Below are 18,712 nucleotides of genomic sequence, written 5' to 3'. Positions count from 1 at the left end.
CCGCACCCTCAGGCCGTCCTCACCCACCGCTCCGGCGTCACCCGCACTCGCCGAGGGGAACTCCGCCATGACCCCAGAACCGCCCCCACCCGCGCCGCTGCTCACCATGTCCGGCATCACCAAGGCCTTCCCCGGCGTCCGCGCCCTCGACGGCGTCGACCTGGACGTCGCCCCCGGCGAGGTCCACTGCCTCCTCGGCCAGAACGGCGCCGGCAAATCCACCCTCATCAAGGTCCTCGCCGGCGCCCACCAGCCCGACGCCGGCCACATCACCTGGAACGGCGAACCCGTCCGGCTCCGCTCCCCGAGCTCCGCCGTCCGCCTCGGCATCGCCACCATCTACCAGGAGCTCGACCTCGTCGAAGGGCTCACCGTCGCCGAGAACGTCCACCTCGGCCACGAACCCACCACCGCCGGGTTCGTCCGCGGCCGGGCCGCCCGCACCGCCACCACCGCACTCCTCGCACGACTCGGCCACCCCGAGATCGACCCGGACCGGCACCTCCGCGAACTCTCCGCCGCCCAACGGCAGATCGTCTCCATGGCCCGCGCCCTCTCCCACGACGTCCGCCTCATCGTCATGGACGAACCCTCCGCCGCCCTCGACCCCGACGAGGTCGCCAACCTCTTCCGGATCGTCGCCGACCTCACCGCCGACGGCGTCGCCGTCGTCTACATCTCCCACCGCCTGGAGGAGATCCGCCGCATCGGCGACCGCGTCACCGTCCTCAAGGACGGCCGGGCCGTCGCCCGCGGACTGCCCGCCACCACACCCACCCGCGACGTCGTCGCCCTCATGACCGGCCGGGACGTCCCCTACGTCTTCCCCGAACGACCCACCGCCCCGCCCACCGCCGAACCCGTCCTCCAGGTCCAAGGCCTCGCCAGAAAAGGTGAGTTCGCGGCGGTCGACCTCGAACTCCGCCCCGGCGAGATCGTCGGCCTCGCCGGACTCGTCGGCTCGGGCCGCTCCGAGATCCTGGAGACGATCTACGGGGCACGGCGCCCCACCGCCGGCCGCGTCCTCGTCGACGGCCGGCCCCTGCGCCCCGGCAGCGTCCCCGCCGCCGTCCGCGCCGGACTCGGCCTCGCCCCCGAGGAACGCAAGGCACAGGGCCTGCTCCTCCTCGAATCCGTCACCCGCAACGTCTCCGTCTCCTCCCTCGCCCGCTACTCCCGGGCCGGCTGGATCGACCGCGCCGCCGAACGCGAAGCCGCCCGCGCCGCCACCCGTACGCTCTCCCTCCGCCCCGACCGCCCCGAGGCCCGCGTCCGCACCCTGTCCGGCGGGAACCAGCAGAAGGCCGTCCTCGCCCGCTGGCTCCTTCGCGGCTGCCGCGTCCTCCTCCTCGACGAACCCACCCGCGGCGTCGACGTCGGCGCCCGCGCCGAGCTGTACGCCGTCATCCGCCGCCTCGCCGACGACGGCCTCGCCGTCCTCCTCGTCTCCAGCGAGGTCCCCGAGGTCCTCGGCCTCGCCGACCGCGTCCTCGTGCTCCGCGAAGGCCGCGTCGTCCACACGGCGCCCGCCCGCGACCTCGACGAACACCGCGTACTCGACCTCGTGATGGAAGGGAGCCCGACCGCATGACCCTCACCACCCCGGCCAAGGCCCCGGCCGAGGAAGGCCGTTGGCGCGCCCTCGGCCTCAGGGCCGACGTCCGCAACCTGTCCCTGCTCGGCGTCCTCGCCGTACTGGTCGCCGTCGGCGGCCTCACCCGGCCCGCCGAGTTCCTCGCCACCTCCAATCTCCAACTCGTCCTGACCCAGGCCTCCGTCATCGGCGTCGTCACCGTCGGCATGACCTTCGTCATCACGAGCGGCGGCATCGACCTGTCCGTCGGCGCGATCGTCGCCCTCGCCTCCGTCTGGGCCACCACCCTCGCCACCCAGGAGTTCGGCTTCGCCGGCATCCTCTTCACGGCCGTCGCCGTCGGCGTGGGCTGCGGCCTCGTGAACGGCGTCCTCGTCGCGTACGGCGGGATGGTCCCCTTCATCGCCACCCTGGCCATGCTCGCCTCGGCCCGCGGCCTCGCCCTCCAGATCACCGACGGCCGCACGCAGATCGTCACCGTCGACTCCGTCCTCGACCTCGGCGTCCCCGACGCGTACGTCCTCGGCATTCCCCCGCTGGTCCTCGTCTTCGCCGCCGTCACCGGCGCCGGATGGCTGTTGCTCAACCGCACCACCTTCGGCCGCCGCACGGTCGCCGTCGGCGGCAACCCCGAGGCCGCCCGCCTCGCCGGCATCGACGTCCGCCGCCAGCGACTCCTCCTCTACGTCCTCTCCGGACTGTGCTGCGGCATCGCCGCGTTCCTGCTGATCGTCCTCGCGGGATCCGGCCAGAACACCAACGGCAACCTGTACGAGCTCGACGCCATCGCCGCCGCCATCATCGGCGGCACCCTCCTCAGCGGCGGCCGCGGCACCATCGTCGGCTCCGTCCTCGGCGTCCTCGTCTTCACCACGATCACCAACATCTTCGCCCTGAACAACCTGCAGAGCGACGTCCAGCAGATCGCCAAGGGCGCCATCATCGTCGCCGCCGTCCTCGTCCAGCGCCGCTCGGCGCACGACGGCGACACCTGACGACCGGCCCCTCCCCCTCCCCTCCCGCCCGCGCGTTCCACCCCTCTCCCGAAGGGATCCACAGCCATGCCCGAAACCAGCCGCAGACACCTCCTCCTCGGCGGCGCGGCCGTCTCCGCCGGAGCCCTCCTCACCGCCTGCACGAGCAACGAACCCAAGAACCAGGCACCCGCGGCGAGTTCCGCCGCCGCCCCCGGCGCCGACGACAAGCCCGGCACCCCCGTCACCATCGGCTTCGCCGGCCCGCAGGCCGACCACGGCTGGCTCAACGCCATCAACGAGAACGCCCAGCAGCGCGCGAAGAAGTACGCCGACGTCACCCTGGAGATCACCGAGGGCTCCAACGAGACCGCCGTCCAGATCGGCCAGGTCCAGACCCTCATCAACAAGAAGGTCGACGTCCTCGTCATCCTCCCCGCCGACGGCAAGGCCCTCACCCAGGTCGGCCTCCAGGCCATGAAGGCCGGCATCCCCGTCATCAACCTCGACCGCGTCTTCGCCTCCCCGCAGGCCTACCGCTGCTGGATCGGCGGCGACAACTACGGCATGGGCCTCAACGCCGGCCGGTTCATCGGCGAACAGCTCAAGGACAAGCCCGACGCCAAGGTGATCGAACTCGCCGGCATGGACAGCCTGGAACTCACCAAGCAGCGCACCCAGGGCTTCGACGACGCCCTCAAGAACTACCCCAACATCCGCAAGGTCGCCCGCCAGGCCGCCGACTTCACCGTCGAGTCCGGCCAGGCCAAGATGGCCCAACTCCTCCAGGCCCAGCCGTCGTTCGACGCCCTCTGGAACCACGACGACGACCAGGGCGTCGGCGCGCTCCGCGCCATCGCCCAGGCCGGCCGCAAGGACTTCCTCATGGTCGGCGGCGCCGGAGCCAAGTCCGCCATGGACGCCATCAAGGCCGACGACGGCGTCCTCAAGGCCACCGTCCTCTACCCGCCGACCATGGCCGCCTCCGCGATCGACCTCGCCCGCACCCTCGGCCAGAAGAAGGGCATCGGCGGCATGGCCGAACTGGAGATCCCCGCCTCGATCACCCTCTACTCGGCCGTCGTCACCAAGGACAACGTCGACGAGTACCTGCCCACCGGCTTCAACTGACCGCACCCGTCGGCCGATCCAGCTGACCGCACCTTCTGGCGGATCCCGCCGACCGACCCCGTGGTTCGACCGCCCCGGGAGCAGTACCTGCCGCACCACGAAACGGAGGAACCGTATGGACACGACGGAGAGCGGGGCCGCACCGCCGACGCTCGGCGTCGGCATGGTCGGCTACGCCTTCATGGGCGCCGCCCACTCGCAGGGCTGGCGCACCGCCGGCCGCGCCTTCGAGCTGCCGCTGCGGCCCGTCCTCGCCGCCGTCGCCGGACGCGACCCCGACGCCGTCAGGGCCGCCGCCCGCCGCCACGGCTGGGCCGCAGCCGAGACCGACTGGCGCACCCTGATCGCCCGCGACGACGTCCAGCTCGTCGACATCTGCACCCCGGGCGACAGCCATGCGGAGATCGCCGTCGCCGCCCTGGAAGCCGGCAAACACGTCCTGTGCGAGAAACCCCTCGCCAACTCGGTCGCCGAGGCCGAGACCATGGCGGCGGCCGCCGAGGCCGCCGCCGCCCGGGGCCAGATCGCCATGGTCGGCTTCAACTACCGCCGGGTGCCCGCCCTTTCGTACGCACGACAGCTCGTCGCGGACGGCCGCCTCGGCGAACTGCGACACCTCCGCGTCACCTACCTCCAGGACTGGCTCGTCGACCGCGGCTTCCCGCTGAGCTGGCGCCTGGAACGCGAACACGCCGGCTCGGGAGCCCTCGGCGACCTCGGCGCGCACGCCGTCGACCTCGCCCAGTACCTGGCGGGGGAGCCGCTCACCGGGGTGTCGGCGCTCACCGAGACCTTCGTACGCGAACGGCCCCTCCTCACGGGCCTCGCCCCGGGCGGCCTCGCCGGGGGAGCGGGATCGGAGGCGTACGGGCAGGTCACGGTCGACGACGCGGCCCTCTTCACCGGCCGGCTCGCCTCCGGGGCACTGGCGTCCTTCGAGGCCACCCGCATGGCCGCCGGCCGCAAGAACGCGCTGCGCCTCGAACTCAACGGCGAGAAGGGCTCCCTCGCCTTCGACCTCGAACGGCTCAACGAACTCTCCTTCCACGACCACACCGAGCCCGCCGTCACCGCCGGATTCCGCCGCATCCTCGTGACCGAACCGGACCACCCGTACCTGGAGGGCTGGTGGCCACCCGGTCACGCACTCGGCTACGAGCACACCTTCGCCCACCAGGCCCGCGACCTCGTCCACGCCATCGCGAACGGCACCGCCCCCACCCCCTCCTTCGCCGACGGCCTCCAGGTCCAGCGGGTCCTGGCAGCCGTGGAGGACAGCGCGCGGAACAACGCCGTCTACACCCCCGTACCCGCCCCCCTGCCCACCCCCGTACCGCGCTAGGAGGCGCCCGACCGTGCCCCGACCCTTCACCCTCTTCACCGGCCAATGGGCCGACCTGCCCCTGGAAGAGGTCTGCCGCCTCGCCCGCGACTTCGGCTACGACGGACTCGAACTCGCCTGCTGGGGAGACCACTTCGAAGTCGACAAGGCCCTCGCCGACCCCACGTACGTCAAGGGCAGACGTGAACTCCTCGACGCCTACGGGCTGAAGTGCTGGGCGATCTCCAACCACCTCGTCGGACAGGCCGTCTGCGACCATCCGATCGACGAACGCCACCAGGCGATCGTGCCCGCCCGGATCTGGGGCGACGGCGACGCCGAAGGCGTACGACAGCGGGCCGCACGCGAGCTCGCGGACACCGCCCGGGCCGCCGCGGCCCTCGGCGTCGACACCGTCATCGGCTTCACCGGCTCCTCCATCTGGCACCTCGTGGCGATGTTCCCGCCCGTGCCCGAGCGCATGATCGAGCGCGGCTTCGAGGACTTCGCCGAGCGCTGGAACCCCATCCTCGACGTCTTCGACACCGAAGGCGTGCGCTTCGCCCACGAGGTCCACCCCAGCGAGATCGCCTACGACTACTGGACCACCCAGCGGGCCCTGGAAGCCGTCGACGGACGCCCGGCCTTCGGGCTCAACTTCGACCCGAGCCACTTCGTGTGGCAGGACCTCGACCCCGTCGGCTTCCTGTGGGACTTCGGCGACCGGATCTACCACGTCGACTGCAAGGAGGCCCGCAAACGCCTCGACGGCCGCAACGGACGCCTCGGCTCCCACCTGCCCTGGGGCGACCCGCGACGAGGCTGGGACTTCGTCTCCGCCGGACACGGCGACGTGCCCTGGGAGGACGTCTTCCGGATGCTCCGGTCGATCGGCTACGCGGGGCCCGTCTCCGTGGAATGGGAGGACGCCGGGATGGACCGGCTGACCGGCGCCCCCGAGGCGCTCTCCCACCTCAAGCGATACGACTTCGACCCGCCCGCCGCCTCCTTCGACGCGGCCTTCGGGAGCGGCGACTGAACCCCACGCACGGACACCCCACCTCCCCGCGCCCCGAACGGCACGGCGGATCCCGTACGACCGGCCCCCATCCCGGAGGACACTCGTGCACGGACAACGACGACCCCGCACCAGGACCGCGCCCGCCGGACAACCCCTCCCCGCAAGACCCCGCCCCGCCAAGCCCCTCCTCGCCAGGCCCCTGGTCAGAAAGCCCCTCGCCCTCCTCGCCGGCGGCCTCCTCGCCCTCGCCGGCCTCACCCTCGGCGCCCCCGCCGGCCACGCCGCCGACACCGACACCCCCACCGCACCCCAGGCCGCCGCCGAGGAATTCCAGCAGGTCACCCTCGCCAAGGGCGCCGCAGAAGTCGGCGAACCCATGTCCCTCGCCGTACTCCCCGACCGCAGCGTCCTGCACACCTCCCGCAACGGCGAACTCCGCCGCACCGACGCCGCCGGCAACACCACTGTCATCGGCACCGTCCCCGTCTACTCCCACGACGAGGAAGGCCTCCAAGGCATCGGTGTCGACCCCGACTTCACCCGCAACCACGCCATCTACCTCTACTACGCCCCACCCCTCACCACCCCCACAGGCGACGCCCCCAACGACGGCACCCCCGCCGAGCTCGCGAAGTACGACGGCGTCAACCGCCTCTCCCGCTTCACCCTGAAAGCCGACCTCACCCTCGACAACACCAGCGAGAAGAAGGTCATCGACGTCCCCGCCACCCGCGGCATCTGCTGCCACGTCGGCGGAGACATCGACTTCGACGCCCAGGGCAACCTCTACCTGTCGACCGGCGACGACTCCAACCCCTTCGCCTCCGACGGCTTCACCCCCATCGACGAACGCCCCGGCCGCAACCCCGCGTTCGACGCCCGCCGCACCTCCGGCAACACCAACGACCTCCGCGGCAAGATCCTCCGCATCAAGGTCGCCGACGACGGCACGTACACCGCCCCCACCGGCAACCTCTTCGCCCCGGGCACCGAGAAGACCAGGCCCGAGATCTACGCCATGGGCTTCCGCAACCCCTTCCGCTTCAGCGTCGACAAGGCCACCGGCATCCTCTACGTCGGCGACTACGGCCCCGACGCCGGCGCCGCCGACCCCGCCCGAGGCCCCGCGGGACAGGTCGAGTTCGCCCGCGTCACCCGACCCGGCAATTTCGGCTGGCCCTTCTGCACCGGCAGCAACCAGCCCTACGTCGACTACGACTTCGCCACCGGCACCTCCGGCGCCACCTTCGACTGCGCAGCACCGAAGAACGACTCGCCGCACAACACCGGCCTCGTCGACCTGCCCCCCGCCGAACCCGCCTGGATCCCCTACAACGACGGCTCCGTACCCGAGTTCGGCAGCGGGTCCGAATCACCCATGGGCGGCCCCGTCTACCGCTACGACCCCGCCAACACCTCCCCGGTGAAGTTCCCCGAGGCCTACGACGGTGACTTCTTCGCCGGCGAGTTCGGCCGCCGCTGGATCAAGCGCGTCGACCAGGACACCGACGGCACCGTCCAGTCCATCAACCCCGTCCCCTGGACCGGTACCCAGATCATGGACATGGCCTTCGGGCCCGACGGAGCCCTCTACGTCCTCGACTACGGCACCGCCTGGTTCGGCGGCGACCACAACTCCGGCCTCTACCGCATCGAGAACGCCACCGGAGGCCACTCACCCGTCGCCGAGGCGAGCGCCACCAAGACCTCCGGCACCGCCCCCCTCAAGGTCGCCTTCTCCTCCGCCGGCACCACCGACGCCGACGGCGACCCCCTCACCTACACCTGGGACTTCGGCGACGGCACCACCGCCACCACCGCCAACCCCACCCACACCTACCGCACCAACGGCACGTACACCGCGACCGTCACCGCCCGCGACACCACCGGCCGCACCGGATCCGCCTCCGCCCACATCGTCGTCGGCAACACCGCACCCAGGGTCGACCTCCAACTCCCCACCGAAGGAGCCCTCTTCGCCTTCGGCGACGAGATCCCCTTCAAGGTGACCGTCACCGACCCCGAAGACGCCGCCAACGGCTCCCTCGACTGCGCCAGGATCAAGGTCACCTACGTCCTCGGCCACGACAGCCACGGCCACCCCGTCACCTCCGCCAACGGCTGCACCGGCACCATCAAGACCTCCGCCGACGGCGGCCACGACGACGACGCCAACATCTTCGCCGTCTTCACCGCCGAGTACACCGACGGCGGAGGCGGCGGACAAGCCGCCCTCACCGGCCGCGACCAGGCCAAACTCCAGCCCCGCCACCGCCAGGCCGAACACTTCGACACCCAGCAGGGCATCCGCACCTACGACAAGACCCAGGCCAACGGCGGCCGCACCGTCGGCGACATCAACGACGGCGACTGGATCGCCTTCACCCCGTACCACCTCACCGGCGCCACCAAGCTCACCGCCCGCGTCTCCTCCGGCGGCACCGGCGGCCACCTCGAAGTCCGCACCGGCTCACCCACCGGCACCCTCCTCGGCTCCGCCGCCGTCCCCGTCACCGGCAGCTGGGAGACCTTCCAGGACATCGACGTCCCCCTCCGTGCGGCACCCCGCAAGACCACCCAGCTCTACCTCGTCTTCAAGGGCGGCACAGGCGCCCTCTACGACCTCGACGACTTCACGATCTCCAGCACACCCATCGACCGCACCGCCAAACGCGTCCTCGTCTTCTCCAAGACCGCCGGCTTCCGCCACGACTCCATCCCCACCGGCATCACCGCCCTCAAGGAACTCGGCGCCGAACACGGCATCACCGTCGACACCACCGAAGAACCACGCCAGTTCACCACCAACAACCTCGCCCGCTACGACGCCGTCGTCTTCCTCTCCACCACAGGCGACGTCCTCGACACCGACCAACAGACCGCCTTCGAGAACTACATCTCCACCGGCGGCGGCTACATGGGCATCCATGCCGCAGCCGACACCGAATACGACTGGACCTTCTACGGCGGCCTCGTCGGCGCCCACTTCCAGTCCCACCCCCAGATCCAGCCCGCCACCGTCCGCGTCGAGGACCACACCCACCCCGCCACCGCCCACCTCGACGGCCCCTGGCAGCGCACCGACGAGTGGTACAACTACCGCACCAACCCCCGCGGTCAGGCCCGCATCCTCGCCACCCTCGACGAAACCACCTACCAGGGCGGCACCATGAAGGGCGACCACCCCATCGCCTGGTGCCAGACCTACGGCGGCGGCCGCTCCTTCTACACCGGCGGAGGCCACACCAAGGAGTCGTACACCGAACCCGCCTTCCGACAGCACCTGTCGGGCGGACTCCAGTACGCCACCGGCCAGGTCAAGGCCGACTGCCGGCCCCGGACCGGAACCCGCAGCCTCTTCAACGGCGAGACCACCGAAGGCTGGAAGCAGGCCGGACCCGGCGCCTTCGACGTCACCGACGGCGAACTCCGCTCCACCGGCGGCATGGGCCTCCTCTGGTACCAGGCCAAGGAATTCCGGTCGTACTCCCTCACCCTCGACTGGAAACTCACCGGCGACGACAACTCCGGCATCTTCGTCGGCTTCCCCGCCTCCGACGACCCCTGGTCCGCCGTGAACAACGGCTACGAGATCCAGATCGACGCCACCGACACCGCCGACCGCACCACCGGAGCCGTCTACGGCTTCAAGTCGGCCAACCTCACCGCCCGCGACCAGGTCCTCCGCCCGCCCGGCCAGTGGAACACGTACGAAATCCGCGTCCAGGGCGAACGCCTCCAGGTCTTCCTCAACGGCGTCAAGATCAACGACTTCACCAACACCGACCCCGCCCGCTCCCTCACCACCGGCCACATCGGCATCCAGAACCACGGAGCCGCGGACCGGGCCGCCTTCCGCGACATCCAGATCAGGGAGCTCTCCTCCTGACCACCCCCTGACACCCCCGAACGACGGTGGGCGGGGCACCGCCCTACCCCCGCCCACCGTCACCACCCACACCAGGGAGGCCGTCGACATGCCCACCGGACACCGCACGGGAATCTGGCTCATCGGCGCGCGAGGATCCGTCGCCACCACCACCGTGGCCGGCTGCGCCGCCCTCGTCGCAGGACTCCACCCACCCACCGGCATGGCCACCGAGACACCCGACCTCGCCGACGCCGGCCTCCCCCCGCTCGCCGGCCTCGTCTTCGGCGGACACGACACCACCGACTGCCCCCTCCCCAAGCGGGCCGAACAGCTCACCACCGCGGGAGTCCTCCCGTACGGCCTCGCCGGCGCCGTCACCGCCGACCTCGAAGCCGCCGACCGGGAGATCCGCCCCGGCGGCCCCCTCCCCGGCGACACCCGCACCGACGAACAGCTCGTCACCGCCTTCACCGCCGACCTGACGGACTTCCGGGATCGCATTGGCCTGGACCGCGTCGTGGTCGTCAATGTGGCCTCCACGGAGCCGGCGTCGGGGGGCGTCGGGCTCCCACCCAGCACCCTCTACGCCGCCGCAGCACTCCGCGCGGGCTGCCCGTACGTCAACTTCACCCCGTCCACCGGACTCCGCCACCCCGCCCTCGCCGCACCGCTCGCCGCGAGCGGACTGCCCCACGCCGGCCGCGACGGCAAGACCGGACAGACCCTCCTGCGGGCCGTCCTCGCCCCGATGTTCCGCCAGCGGGCCCTGACCGTACGCGCCTGGTCCGGCAGCAACCTCCTCGGCGGCGGCGACGGAGCCGCCCTCGCCGACCCCGCGGCCGCCGCCGCCAAGAACGCCGGCAAGGAACGCGTCCTCACCGACACCCTCGGCGGAGCCGTCGAAGGCCAGGTCCACATCGACGACGTCCCCGCCCTGGGGGAGTGGAAGACCGCCTGGGACCACATCGCCTTCGACGGCTTCCTCGGCACCCGCATGATCCTCCAGACCCTCTGGCAGGGCTGCGACTCCGCCCTCGCCGCCCCCCTCGTCCTGGACCTCGCCCGCCTCACCGCCCGCGCCCACGAAGCGGGCCTCACCGGCCCCCTCGACGACCTCGCCTTCTACTTCAAGGACCCCGAAGGCACCCCTCCGGCATCCCTCGCGGCCCAGTACACCCGCCTCGTCGCCTTCGGCCGGACCCTGGGCGCCGCGCGAAGCACCGCCCCCACCCCCGCCGGAGAAGAGCCGACGCCCGAGGAACACCGATGACCCGGGCCACCGGCAGCCCGGCCGCCTGGGCGGAACTGCTCCGCGTCTCCGCGCTGGCCTCCGTCCCCGGCGACGCCCTCGCCGGGGCCGCCGCCGCCGGGACCCGCCCCGGGCGCGGCACGCTCTGGGCGATCGGCGCGTCCCTCTGCCTGTACGAGGCGGGCATGGCCCTGAACGACTGGGCCGACCGCGACGAGGACGCCGCCGAACGCCCGCACCGCCCCCTGCCCTCCGGCCGCATCACCCCCGCCGCCGCCCTCGCGGCCTCGGCCGCCCTGACGGCCACGGGCCTCGGCCTCGCCTCCCGCGCGGGCCGCCCGGCCCTCGCCGTCGCCACCGCCCTCGCCGCCACCGTCTGGGCCTACGACCTCGGCCTCAAGCACACCCCGGCAGGCCCCGCCACCATGGCGACCGCCCGAGCCCTCGACCTCCTCCTCGGCGCCACGGCCACCACCCACCCACCCGCCGCCCCAGCCACAACACCCACCCCTACCCCGAAGCACCAACCCACCGCCCCAGCCACGGCACCGGTGCCCGCCCCGAAGCGCCCACCCGTCGTACCAGCCACAACACCCGCACGTGCCCCGAAGCGCCCACCCGCCGTCCCGCTCACGGCACTCGGGCCCGCCCCGAGACGACCGACCGCCGGGCCCGCCCCTTCCCGTCACCCCCGCCCGCTCCGCGCCCTCCCCGCCGCCGCCCTCCTCGGAGCCCACACCTACGCCGTCACCGCCGTCTCCCGTCACGAGACACACGGCGGCTCCACCCGCACCCCCCTCGCGGCCCTCGCCGTGACCCTGACGGTGGCCGCCGCCGCATCGAGCCGCCCGAACGCCTCCCTCCCCGCCCCGCCCTCCGCACCCTCACCCTCCGGACCCTCCGACTCTTCCGGGGGCCCCGCCCCCCGCCCCCGCCCCGCCCTCCCCCCTCCCGGCCTCGGACCCCTCCTCACCCCCCTCCTCGCCCTGGCCTATGCCCGCACCCCCGCCACCCACCTCCTGCACGCCGCGCTCAACCCCTCCGCGGCGCTCACCGAGCGGGCCGTCGGCGGTGGGATACGGGCGACGATCCCGCTCCAGGCGGCCCTGGCAGCCCGCGCCGGAGCCCCGGCCACGGCGCTCGGTCTGCTCGGCCTCGTCCCGCTCGCCCGCGCCCTCGCCCGGAAGGTGAGCCCCACATGAGCACCGCCCCCCACCCCGGGCCTCGCCCCACACCCCGCCTCCGGCTCGGCTACGGCACCAACGGCCTCACCGACCTGCGCCTCGACGAGGCCCTCTCCCTCCTCGCCGACCTCGGCTACGACGGTGTCGGTCTGACCCTCGACCACATGCACCTCGACCCGCTCGCGCCCGACCTGGCCGCCCGCACCGCCCGGGTCGGCCGGCGGCTGGCCGCCCTCGGACTCGGAGTCACCGTCGAGACCGGCGCCCGCTACGTCCTCGACCCGCGACGCAAACACGGACCGTCCCTGCTCGACCCGGACCCCGAGGACCGCGCCGCGCGCACGCGGCTGCTGCTCCGGGCCGTCAGGGTCGCGGCCGACCTCGGCGCGCACGCCGTGCACTGCTTCAGTGGCACCGTCCCCGCCGACACCTCGCCCGACGAGGCCTGGAAACGGCTCACCACCTCCCTCACTCCCGTCCTGGAAGCCGCGGTCGCCGCCCGCGTCCCCCTCGCCGTCGAACCCGAACCGGGTCACCTCCTCGCCACCCTCGACGACTTCCACCACCTGCGCGGACTCCTGGGAGCACCCGCACCCGCCGTCCTGGGCCTCACCCTCGACATCGGCCACTGCCAGTGCCTCGAACCCCTCCTTCCCGCCGACTGCGTGCGGGCCGCCGCCCCCTGGGTGCACCACATCCAGATCGAGGACATGCGGCGCGGCGTCCACGAACACCTGCCGTTCGGCGACGGAGAGATCGACTTCCCGCCCGTTCTCGCCGCTCTCGCCGACCTCACCGCCGCCGGCTACGCCGGGCTCACCGTCGTCGAACTGCCCCGGCACTCCCACGCCGGCCCCGAACTCGCCCGCACCTCCCTCTCGTTCCTGCGGCAGGAGGCCCCGGCATGCTGACCGACACCGCCCGCTCCTGGCTCGACGCGGCCCTCGCCGAAGCCGCCGCCCGCGCCCCCGCCTGGGAGTCCCGCTTCGTCGCCGCCGGACGCCACTGCGGCCCCGCCCACGCGGATTCCGCCCGCACCCTCCTCCTCCGCGCCGCCTCGCCCGGCCCCGACACCCTCACCCGCCTCTACCACCACGGCGCCGCGGCCGAACGCCGCGCCGTCCTCCTGGCCCTGCCCTCCCTTGTCCCCGGCCCCGAGGCCGTACCCCTCGTCGAGGACGCCCTGCGCACCCACGACACCACCCTCGTCGCCGCCGCCCTCGGCCCCTACGCCGCCACCCACCTCACCTCCCACGCATGGCGCCACGCCCTCCTGAAATGCCTGTTCACCGGCGTCCCCCTCATCGGCGTCGCCGGCCTCTCCGAGCGCTCCGCCGGAGACGCCGAACTCGCCCGGATGCTCGCCGACCACGCCGCCGAACTCACCGCCGCAGGCCGCCCCCTCCCCGCCGACCTGCCCCGCGTCCTCGCCCTCACCGCCACCCCACCCGCCGAGGAGTCCTGATGCGCGTCTTCGACCCCCACATCCACATGACCTCGCGCACCACCGACGACTACCAGGCGATGTACGACGCCGGCGTCCGCGCTCTCGTCGAGCCCTCCTTCTGGCTCGGGCAGCCCCGCACCTCGCCCGCCTCCTTCCTCGACTACTTCGACGCGCTCCTCGGCTGGGAGCCCTTCCGCGCCGCCCAGTACGGCATCGCCCACCACTGCGCCCTCGCCCTCAACCCCAAGGAGGCCAACGACCCCCGCTGCACCCCCGTCCTCGACGCCCTGCCCCGCTACCTCGCCAAGGACGGCGTCGTCGCCGTCGGCGAGATCGGCTACGACTCCCTGACCCCGGCCGAGGACACCGCGCTCGCCGCCCAGCTCCAGCTGGCCGCCGACCACGGCCTGCCCGCCCTCGTCCACACACCGCACCGGGACAAGCTCACCGGCCTGCGCCGGACCGTCGACGTCGTCCGAGAGTCCGCGCTCGCCCCCGACCGCGTGCTCCTCGACCACCTCAACGAGACCACCGTCAAGGAGGCCGCCGACAGCGGCGCCTGGCTCGGCTTCTCCGTCTACCCCGACACCAAGATGGACGTCGACCGCATGGTCGCGATCCTCCGGAGCCACGGGACCGCGCGCGTCCTCGTGAACTCGGCCGCCGACTGGGGCAGGAGCGACCCGCTCACGACCCGGGCGGTCGGCGACGCCATGCTCGCCGCCGGATTCACGGACGACGACGTCGACCGGGTCCTCTGGCGCAACCCCGTCGCCTTCTACGGCCTCAGCGGGCGCCTGCGGCTCGACGTCCCCGCCCCACAGGACCTGCACGAGGGCAACTCCCTCCTCCGCGGCGGGGAATGAGGCACCCCGCATGCGCTTCCGGCACCCCGACGGTTCCACCGTCCACCTCGCGTACTGCACCAACGTCCACCCGGCCGAGACCCTCGACGGCGTCCTCGCCCAGCTTCGCGACCACTGCGAGCCCGTCCGCCGCCGCCTCGGCCGCGACCGCCTCGGCATCGGCCTCTGGCTCGCCTGCGACGCCGCCCACTCCCTGACCGCCGACCCGGCCTCGCTCCGCGCCCTGCGCGCCGAACTCGACCGCCGCGGCCTCGAAGTGGTCACCCTGAACGGCTTCCCCTACGAGGGGTTCGGCGCCGACGAGGTCAAGTACCGCGTCTACCAACCCGACTGGACCCGCCCCGAACGCCTCGCCCACACCACCGACCTGGCCCACCTCCTCGCCGCCCTCCTCCCCGAGGACGTCACCGAGGGGTCCGTCTCCACCCTGCCTCTCGCCTGGCGCACCCCCTTCGACCCCCGCTCCGCCGCCATCGCCCGCACCGCCCTGACCACGCTCGCCGCACGCCTCGACGCACTGGAGGAGCTCACCGGGAGAAGCATCCGGATCGGCCTCGAACCGGAGCCCGGCTGCACCGTCGAAACGGTCGCCGAGGCCGTCACCGCGCTCAGCGGCGTACCGAGTCCCCGCATCGGCGTCTGTCTCGACACCTGCCACCTCGCGACCTCCTTCGAAGACCCGCGCACCGCCCTGGCCGCGCTCGCCACCGCCGGCATCACCGTCCCCAAGGCGCAGCTCTCCGCCGCGCTCCACGCCGAACACCCGCACCTGCCCGAGGTCAGGGCCGCGCTCGGCGCCTTCGCCGAACCCCGCTTCCTCCACCAGACCCGCACGAGCACCGCCGCCGGTCTGCGGGGGACCGACGACCTTCCCGAAGCCCTCGCCGCCCCCGACGGAAGCCACGCCCCCGGCTCCGGTGCGGGCCTTCCCGACGCGACGCCCTGGCGCGCCCACTTCCACGTCCCCCTCCATGCCCCGCCCGCCCCTCCGCTCGACTCCACGCTTCCCGTCCTCCAGGAGACCCTCGCCCTCCTCGTCGGCGGCCCCCACCCGCTCACCCGCCACCTGGAGGTCGAGACCTACACCTGGCAGGCCCTTCCTCCCGACCGCCGCCCCCGCACCCGGGCCCGGCTCGCGGACGGCATCGCCGCCGAACTGACCCTGGCCCGCGACCTGCTGACCGACCTCGGCCTCAAGGAACTGCCGTGAAGGAAGCGCCATGAGCGAATCCACGAACCCCACACCCCTCCTGGTCCTCGACGTCGTCGGCCTCACCCCGCGACTCCTCCCGCACATGCCCCATCTCGCCGCCCTCGCCCGCGCGGGATCCCAGGCCCCGCTCTCCACCGTCCTGCCCGCCGTCACCTGCACCGCCCAGACCACCTTCCTCACCGGCACCCTCCCCGCCGAACACGGCATCGTCGGCAACGGCTGGTACTTCCGCGAACTCGGCGACGTCCTGCTCTGGCGCCAGCACAACGGCCTCGTCTCCGGAGACCGGCTCTGGGACGCCGCCCGCCGCGCCCACCCCGGCTACACCGTCGCCAACATCTGCTGGTGGTACGCCATGGGCGCCGACACCGACATCACCGTCACCCCCCGCCCCGTCTACTACGCCGACGGCCGCAAGGAACCCGACTGCTACACCCGACCCCCCGCCCTCCACGACGAACTCACGGAGGAACTGGGCACCTTCCCCCTCTTCCACTTCTGGGGTCCGGGCGCCGACCTCGTCTCCAGCCGGTGGATCATCGACGCCACCCGCCACATCCTCCGCACCCGCCGCCCCGACCTCGCCCTCTGCTACGTCCCGCACCTCGACTACGACCTCCAGCGCTACGGCCCCGACGACCCGCGCTCCTTCCGGGCCGCCGCCGCCCTCGACGCCGCCCTCGCCCCGCTCCTCGCCGACGCCCGCGCCGAAGGACGCACGGTCGTCGCCCTCTCCGAGTACGGCATCACCCGCGTGAACCGGCCCGTCGACATCAACCGGACCCTGCGCCGCGCCGGACTCCTGGAGGTCCACACCCAGGACGGCATGGAGTACCTGGACCCCATGACCTCCCGGGCCTTCGCCGTCGCCGACCACCAGATCGCGCACGTCTACGTCCGCCGCCCCGAGGACCTGCCTGCCGTCCGGGAGGCCCTCACGGAGCTCCCCGGTGTCGAACGCCTCCTCGACGACGAGGGAAAGAAGGAACACGGCCTCGACCATCCGCGCTCCGGCGAGCTCGTCGCCGTCGCCGAGTCCGACGCCTGGTTCACGTACTACTACTGGCTCGACGACGCCCGCGCGCCCGACTTCGCCCGGCTCGTCGAGATCCACCGCAAGCCCGGCTACGACCCCGCCGAACTCTTCATGGACCCGCTCGATCCGTACGTACGGCTCAAGGCGGCCAGGGAGATCGCCCGCAAGAAGCTCGGTATGCGCTACCGGCTCGCGGTCGTACCCCTCGACCCCTCACCTCTTCGCGGCAGCCATGGCCGCCTCCCCACGAGCGATGACGAAGGTCCGCTCATTCTGTGCTCCACCCCCCGCGCCGTAAGCGGCCGTGTCGCGGCCACCGATGTGAAGTCCCTGCTGCTGCGTCTGGCCGGACTCGCCTGAGGCGCCGACCTGACTCCAGTGAAGCAGTCCCGAACGACACCAGAGGAGTTGTCCACAGATGAATCGCACCCGCCGTACGGAATCCGTCGACCCGGAGCTCTCCCAGCGGCTCAGCCGGCGCGGCATGCTCGGCGTCGCCGCCGGCGCGACCGCCGCAGCCCTGCTGGGCACGGCCGCCACCCCCGCGGCCGCCACCCCTGCCGCCGCTCCGGGCGCCGACCGGGAGAACGACCGAGGGAACGGCCACGGCCGCCCCGTGCTGCCGCCCGGCCGCCTCGGCATCCAGCTCTACTCCCTGCGCGACAAGATCGCCGCCCTCGGATTCGCCCCCGTCTTCGCCGAACTCCAGAGGTACGGCTACGACGAGGTCGAGTACGCCGGCTACACCCAGGGCACCGGCGGCCCCCTCACCCTCGCCGAACTCAAGCGCCTCACCCGCGACCACGGCCTGCGCGGCATCGGCAGCCACGTCGGCTACTACGCGAGCGACCCCGCGGCCTACACCTTCGCCCAGAACCTCGACCGGGTCCTCGACGACGCCGCGGCCCTCGGCCTGCCCCACATCGGCACCGCCTCCGGACCCTGGCGCTACGGCGACACCGTCGACGGCTGGAAGCGCTGCGCCGAGGAGTTCAACCGCTTCGGCGCCGAGGCGCGGAAGCGCGGCATGAAGTTCTACCAGCACAACCACTCGGAGGAGTTCTCCTTCGCGAGCGACCGCCCCGACGTGCGCCTCTACGACGTCCTCCTCGCCGAGACCGACCCCGACCTGGTGCACCTGGAGATGGACATCTTCTGGGCGTACGTCGGCCAGTACCGCTACTCCACCCGTCCGGACGGCACCCCCGCCCCCTTCGACCCGCTCGACTACGTCCTCGCCCAGCCCCACCGCTACCCGCTCTTCCACGTCAAGGACGGCGACCGCGACGACTCCGCCGTCCCCTACGGCTACCGCATGACGGACGTCGGTGACGGGGACATCGACTACCGGCGCTTCATCTCGGCGGTCAACCGCACCCACCACGGCCGGCACGCCCACCACTGGCAGGCCGAGCGCGACAACCCGGTCGACTCGCTCGACTTCGCCCGCAGGTCCAGCGCCCACCTCCACTCCCTGCGCGAGAAGGGCCGCTGACCCCCTGCCTCGGGCCCCTCGACCAGGGGCCCGAGGCCACCCTGCCACTCTGTGTCGACCATCAATAACGCACCGCGCACGTGATCGGGCAATCCGGACTGGATCAAGGGGAATCGGGCCGCTCCACCCCACTGACCACGGAAAACGCTGGTGAAGGGCACCTCAAACCCCTGGTAGAGTTATCTCTGTCGCCGCGAGGGAAACCACGAAGCGACAGACACCTTGTCCGGGTGGCGGAATGGCAGACGCGCTAGCTTGAGGTGCTAGTGCCCTTTATCGGGCGTGGGGGTTCAAGTCCCCCCTCGGACAC

At 72.6% G+C, this 18,712-nt stretch carries 14 protein-coding genes and 1 tRNA gene; all 15 read left to right on the top strand.

What is annotated here, in order from left to right:
• Window positions 1-67: 67 nt before the first annotated feature.
• The 15 genes from ACFC0G_RS27155 to ACFC0G_RS27085 all read left to right on the top strand — a co-directional run bounded on the left by ACFC0G_RS27155 (window position 68) and on the right by ACFC0G_RS27085 (window position 18,711).
• Window positions 68-1,591, top strand: coding sequence for a sugar ABC transporter ATP-binding protein (locus tag ACFC0G_RS27155; RefSeq protein ID WP_376407658.1), 1,524 nt, complete (start codon window positions 68-70; stop codon window positions 1,589-1,591).
• Window positions 1,588-2,589, top strand: a complete 1,002-nt coding sequence (locus ACFC0G_RS27150) for an ABC transporter permease (protein ID WP_376407656.1) — start codon at window positions 1,588-1,590, stop codon at window positions 2,587-2,589. The genes ACFC0G_RS27155 and ACFC0G_RS27150 overlap by 4 nt, the downstream gene beginning before the upstream one ends.
• A 66-nt stretch (window positions 2,590-2,655) precedes the next feature.
• Window positions 2,656-3,699, top strand: coding sequence for a substrate-binding domain-containing protein (locus ACFC0G_RS27145; RefSeq protein ID WP_376407654.1), 1,044 nt, complete (start codon window positions 2,656-2,658; stop codon window positions 3,697-3,699).
• Between the two features lie 115 nt (window positions 3,700-3,814).
• Window positions 3,815-5,041 (top strand): Gfo/Idh/MocA family protein, encoded by a 1,227-nt coding sequence (locus tag ACFC0G_RS27140; RefSeq protein WP_376407652.1) that lies wholly within the window; start codon window positions 3,815-3,817, stop codon window positions 5,039-5,041.
• 13 nt (window positions 5,042-5,054) lie between these two features.
• Window positions 5,055-6,059 carry a sugar phosphate isomerase/epimerase family protein gene (locus ACFC0G_RS27135; RefSeq protein WP_376407650.1) on the top strand — a complete coding sequence of 335 codons (1,005 nt, stop codon included), beginning with the start codon at window positions 5,055-5,057 and terminating at the stop codon, window positions 6,057-6,059.
• Window positions 6,060-6,240: 181 nt separating this feature from the next.
• Window positions 6,241-9,930 (top strand): ThuA domain-containing protein, encoded by a 3,690-nt coding sequence (locus tag ACFC0G_RS27130; RefSeq protein WP_376408004.1) that lies wholly within the window; start codon window positions 6,241-6,243, stop codon window positions 9,928-9,930.
• Window positions 9,931-10,018: 88 nt separating this feature from the next.
• On the top strand, window positions 10,019-11,182 hold the full coding sequence (locus ACFC0G_RS27125) for an inositol-3-phosphate synthase (RefSeq protein WP_376407648.1): 1,164 nt from the start codon (window positions 10,019-10,021) through the stop codon (window positions 11,180-11,182).
• Window positions 11,179-12,363 (top strand): SCO3242 family prenyltransferase, encoded by a 1,185-nt coding sequence (locus ACFC0G_RS27120; protein WP_376407646.1) that lies wholly within the window; start codon window positions 11,179-11,181, stop codon window positions 12,361-12,363. Before ACFC0G_RS27125 ends, ACFC0G_RS27120 begins: the two co-directional genes overlap by 4 nt.
• On the top strand, window positions 12,360-13,256 hold the full coding sequence (locus tag ACFC0G_RS27115; RefSeq protein ID WP_376407644.1) for a sugar phosphate isomerase/epimerase family protein: 897 nt from the start codon (window positions 12,360-12,362) through the stop codon (window positions 13,254-13,256). The genes ACFC0G_RS27120 and ACFC0G_RS27115 overlap by 4 nt, the downstream gene beginning before the upstream one ends.
• Window positions 13,250-13,810 (top strand): EboA domain-containing protein, encoded by a 561-nt coding sequence (locus ACFC0G_RS27110; RefSeq protein ID WP_376407642.1) that lies wholly within the window; start codon window positions 13,250-13,252, stop codon window positions 13,808-13,810. Before ACFC0G_RS27115 ends, ACFC0G_RS27110 begins: the two co-directional genes overlap by 7 nt.
• Window positions 13,810-14,658: a TatD family hydrolase gene (locus ACFC0G_RS27105; RefSeq protein WP_376407640.1), complete on the top strand. Its 849-nt coding sequence runs from the start codon at window positions 13,810-13,812 to the stop codon at window positions 14,656-14,658. Before ACFC0G_RS27110 ends, ACFC0G_RS27105 begins: the two co-directional genes overlap by 1 nt.
• Before the next feature lie 10 nt (window positions 14,659-14,668).
• Complete coding sequence (gene eboE / locus ACFC0G_RS27100; RefSeq protein WP_376407638.1) at window positions 14,669-15,868, top strand: metabolite traffic protein EboE; 1,200 nt, start codon at window positions 14,669-14,671, stop codon at window positions 15,866-15,868.
• A 10-nt stretch (window positions 15,869-15,878) separates the two neighbouring features.
• On the top strand, window positions 15,879-17,267 hold the full coding sequence (locus ACFC0G_RS27095) for a nucleotide pyrophosphatase/phosphodiesterase family protein (protein ID WP_376407636.1): 1,389 nt from the start codon (window positions 15,879-15,881) through the stop codon (window positions 17,265-17,267).
• 58 nt (window positions 17,268-17,325) lie between these two features.
• A complete protein-coding gene (locus tag ACFC0G_RS27090; protein WP_376407634.1) occupies window positions 17,326-18,402 on the top strand; it encodes a sugar phosphate isomerase/epimerase family protein in 1,077 nt (358 codons plus the stop codon).
• Window positions 18,403-18,626: 224 nt separating this feature from the next.
• Window positions 18,627-18,711, top strand: a tRNA-Leu gene (locus tag ACFC0G_RS27085).
• Window position 18,712 lies beyond the last annotated feature (1 nt).

Source organism: Streptomyces sp. NPDC056169 (genome assembly GCF_042268445.1).
Taxonomy (GTDB): Bacteria; Actinomycetota; Actinomycetes; order Streptomycetales; family Streptomycetaceae; genus Streptomyces.
The sequence above is the reverse complement of the archived record's forward strand: the minus strand, read 5'-3'. Positions and strand labels throughout refer to the sequence as shown.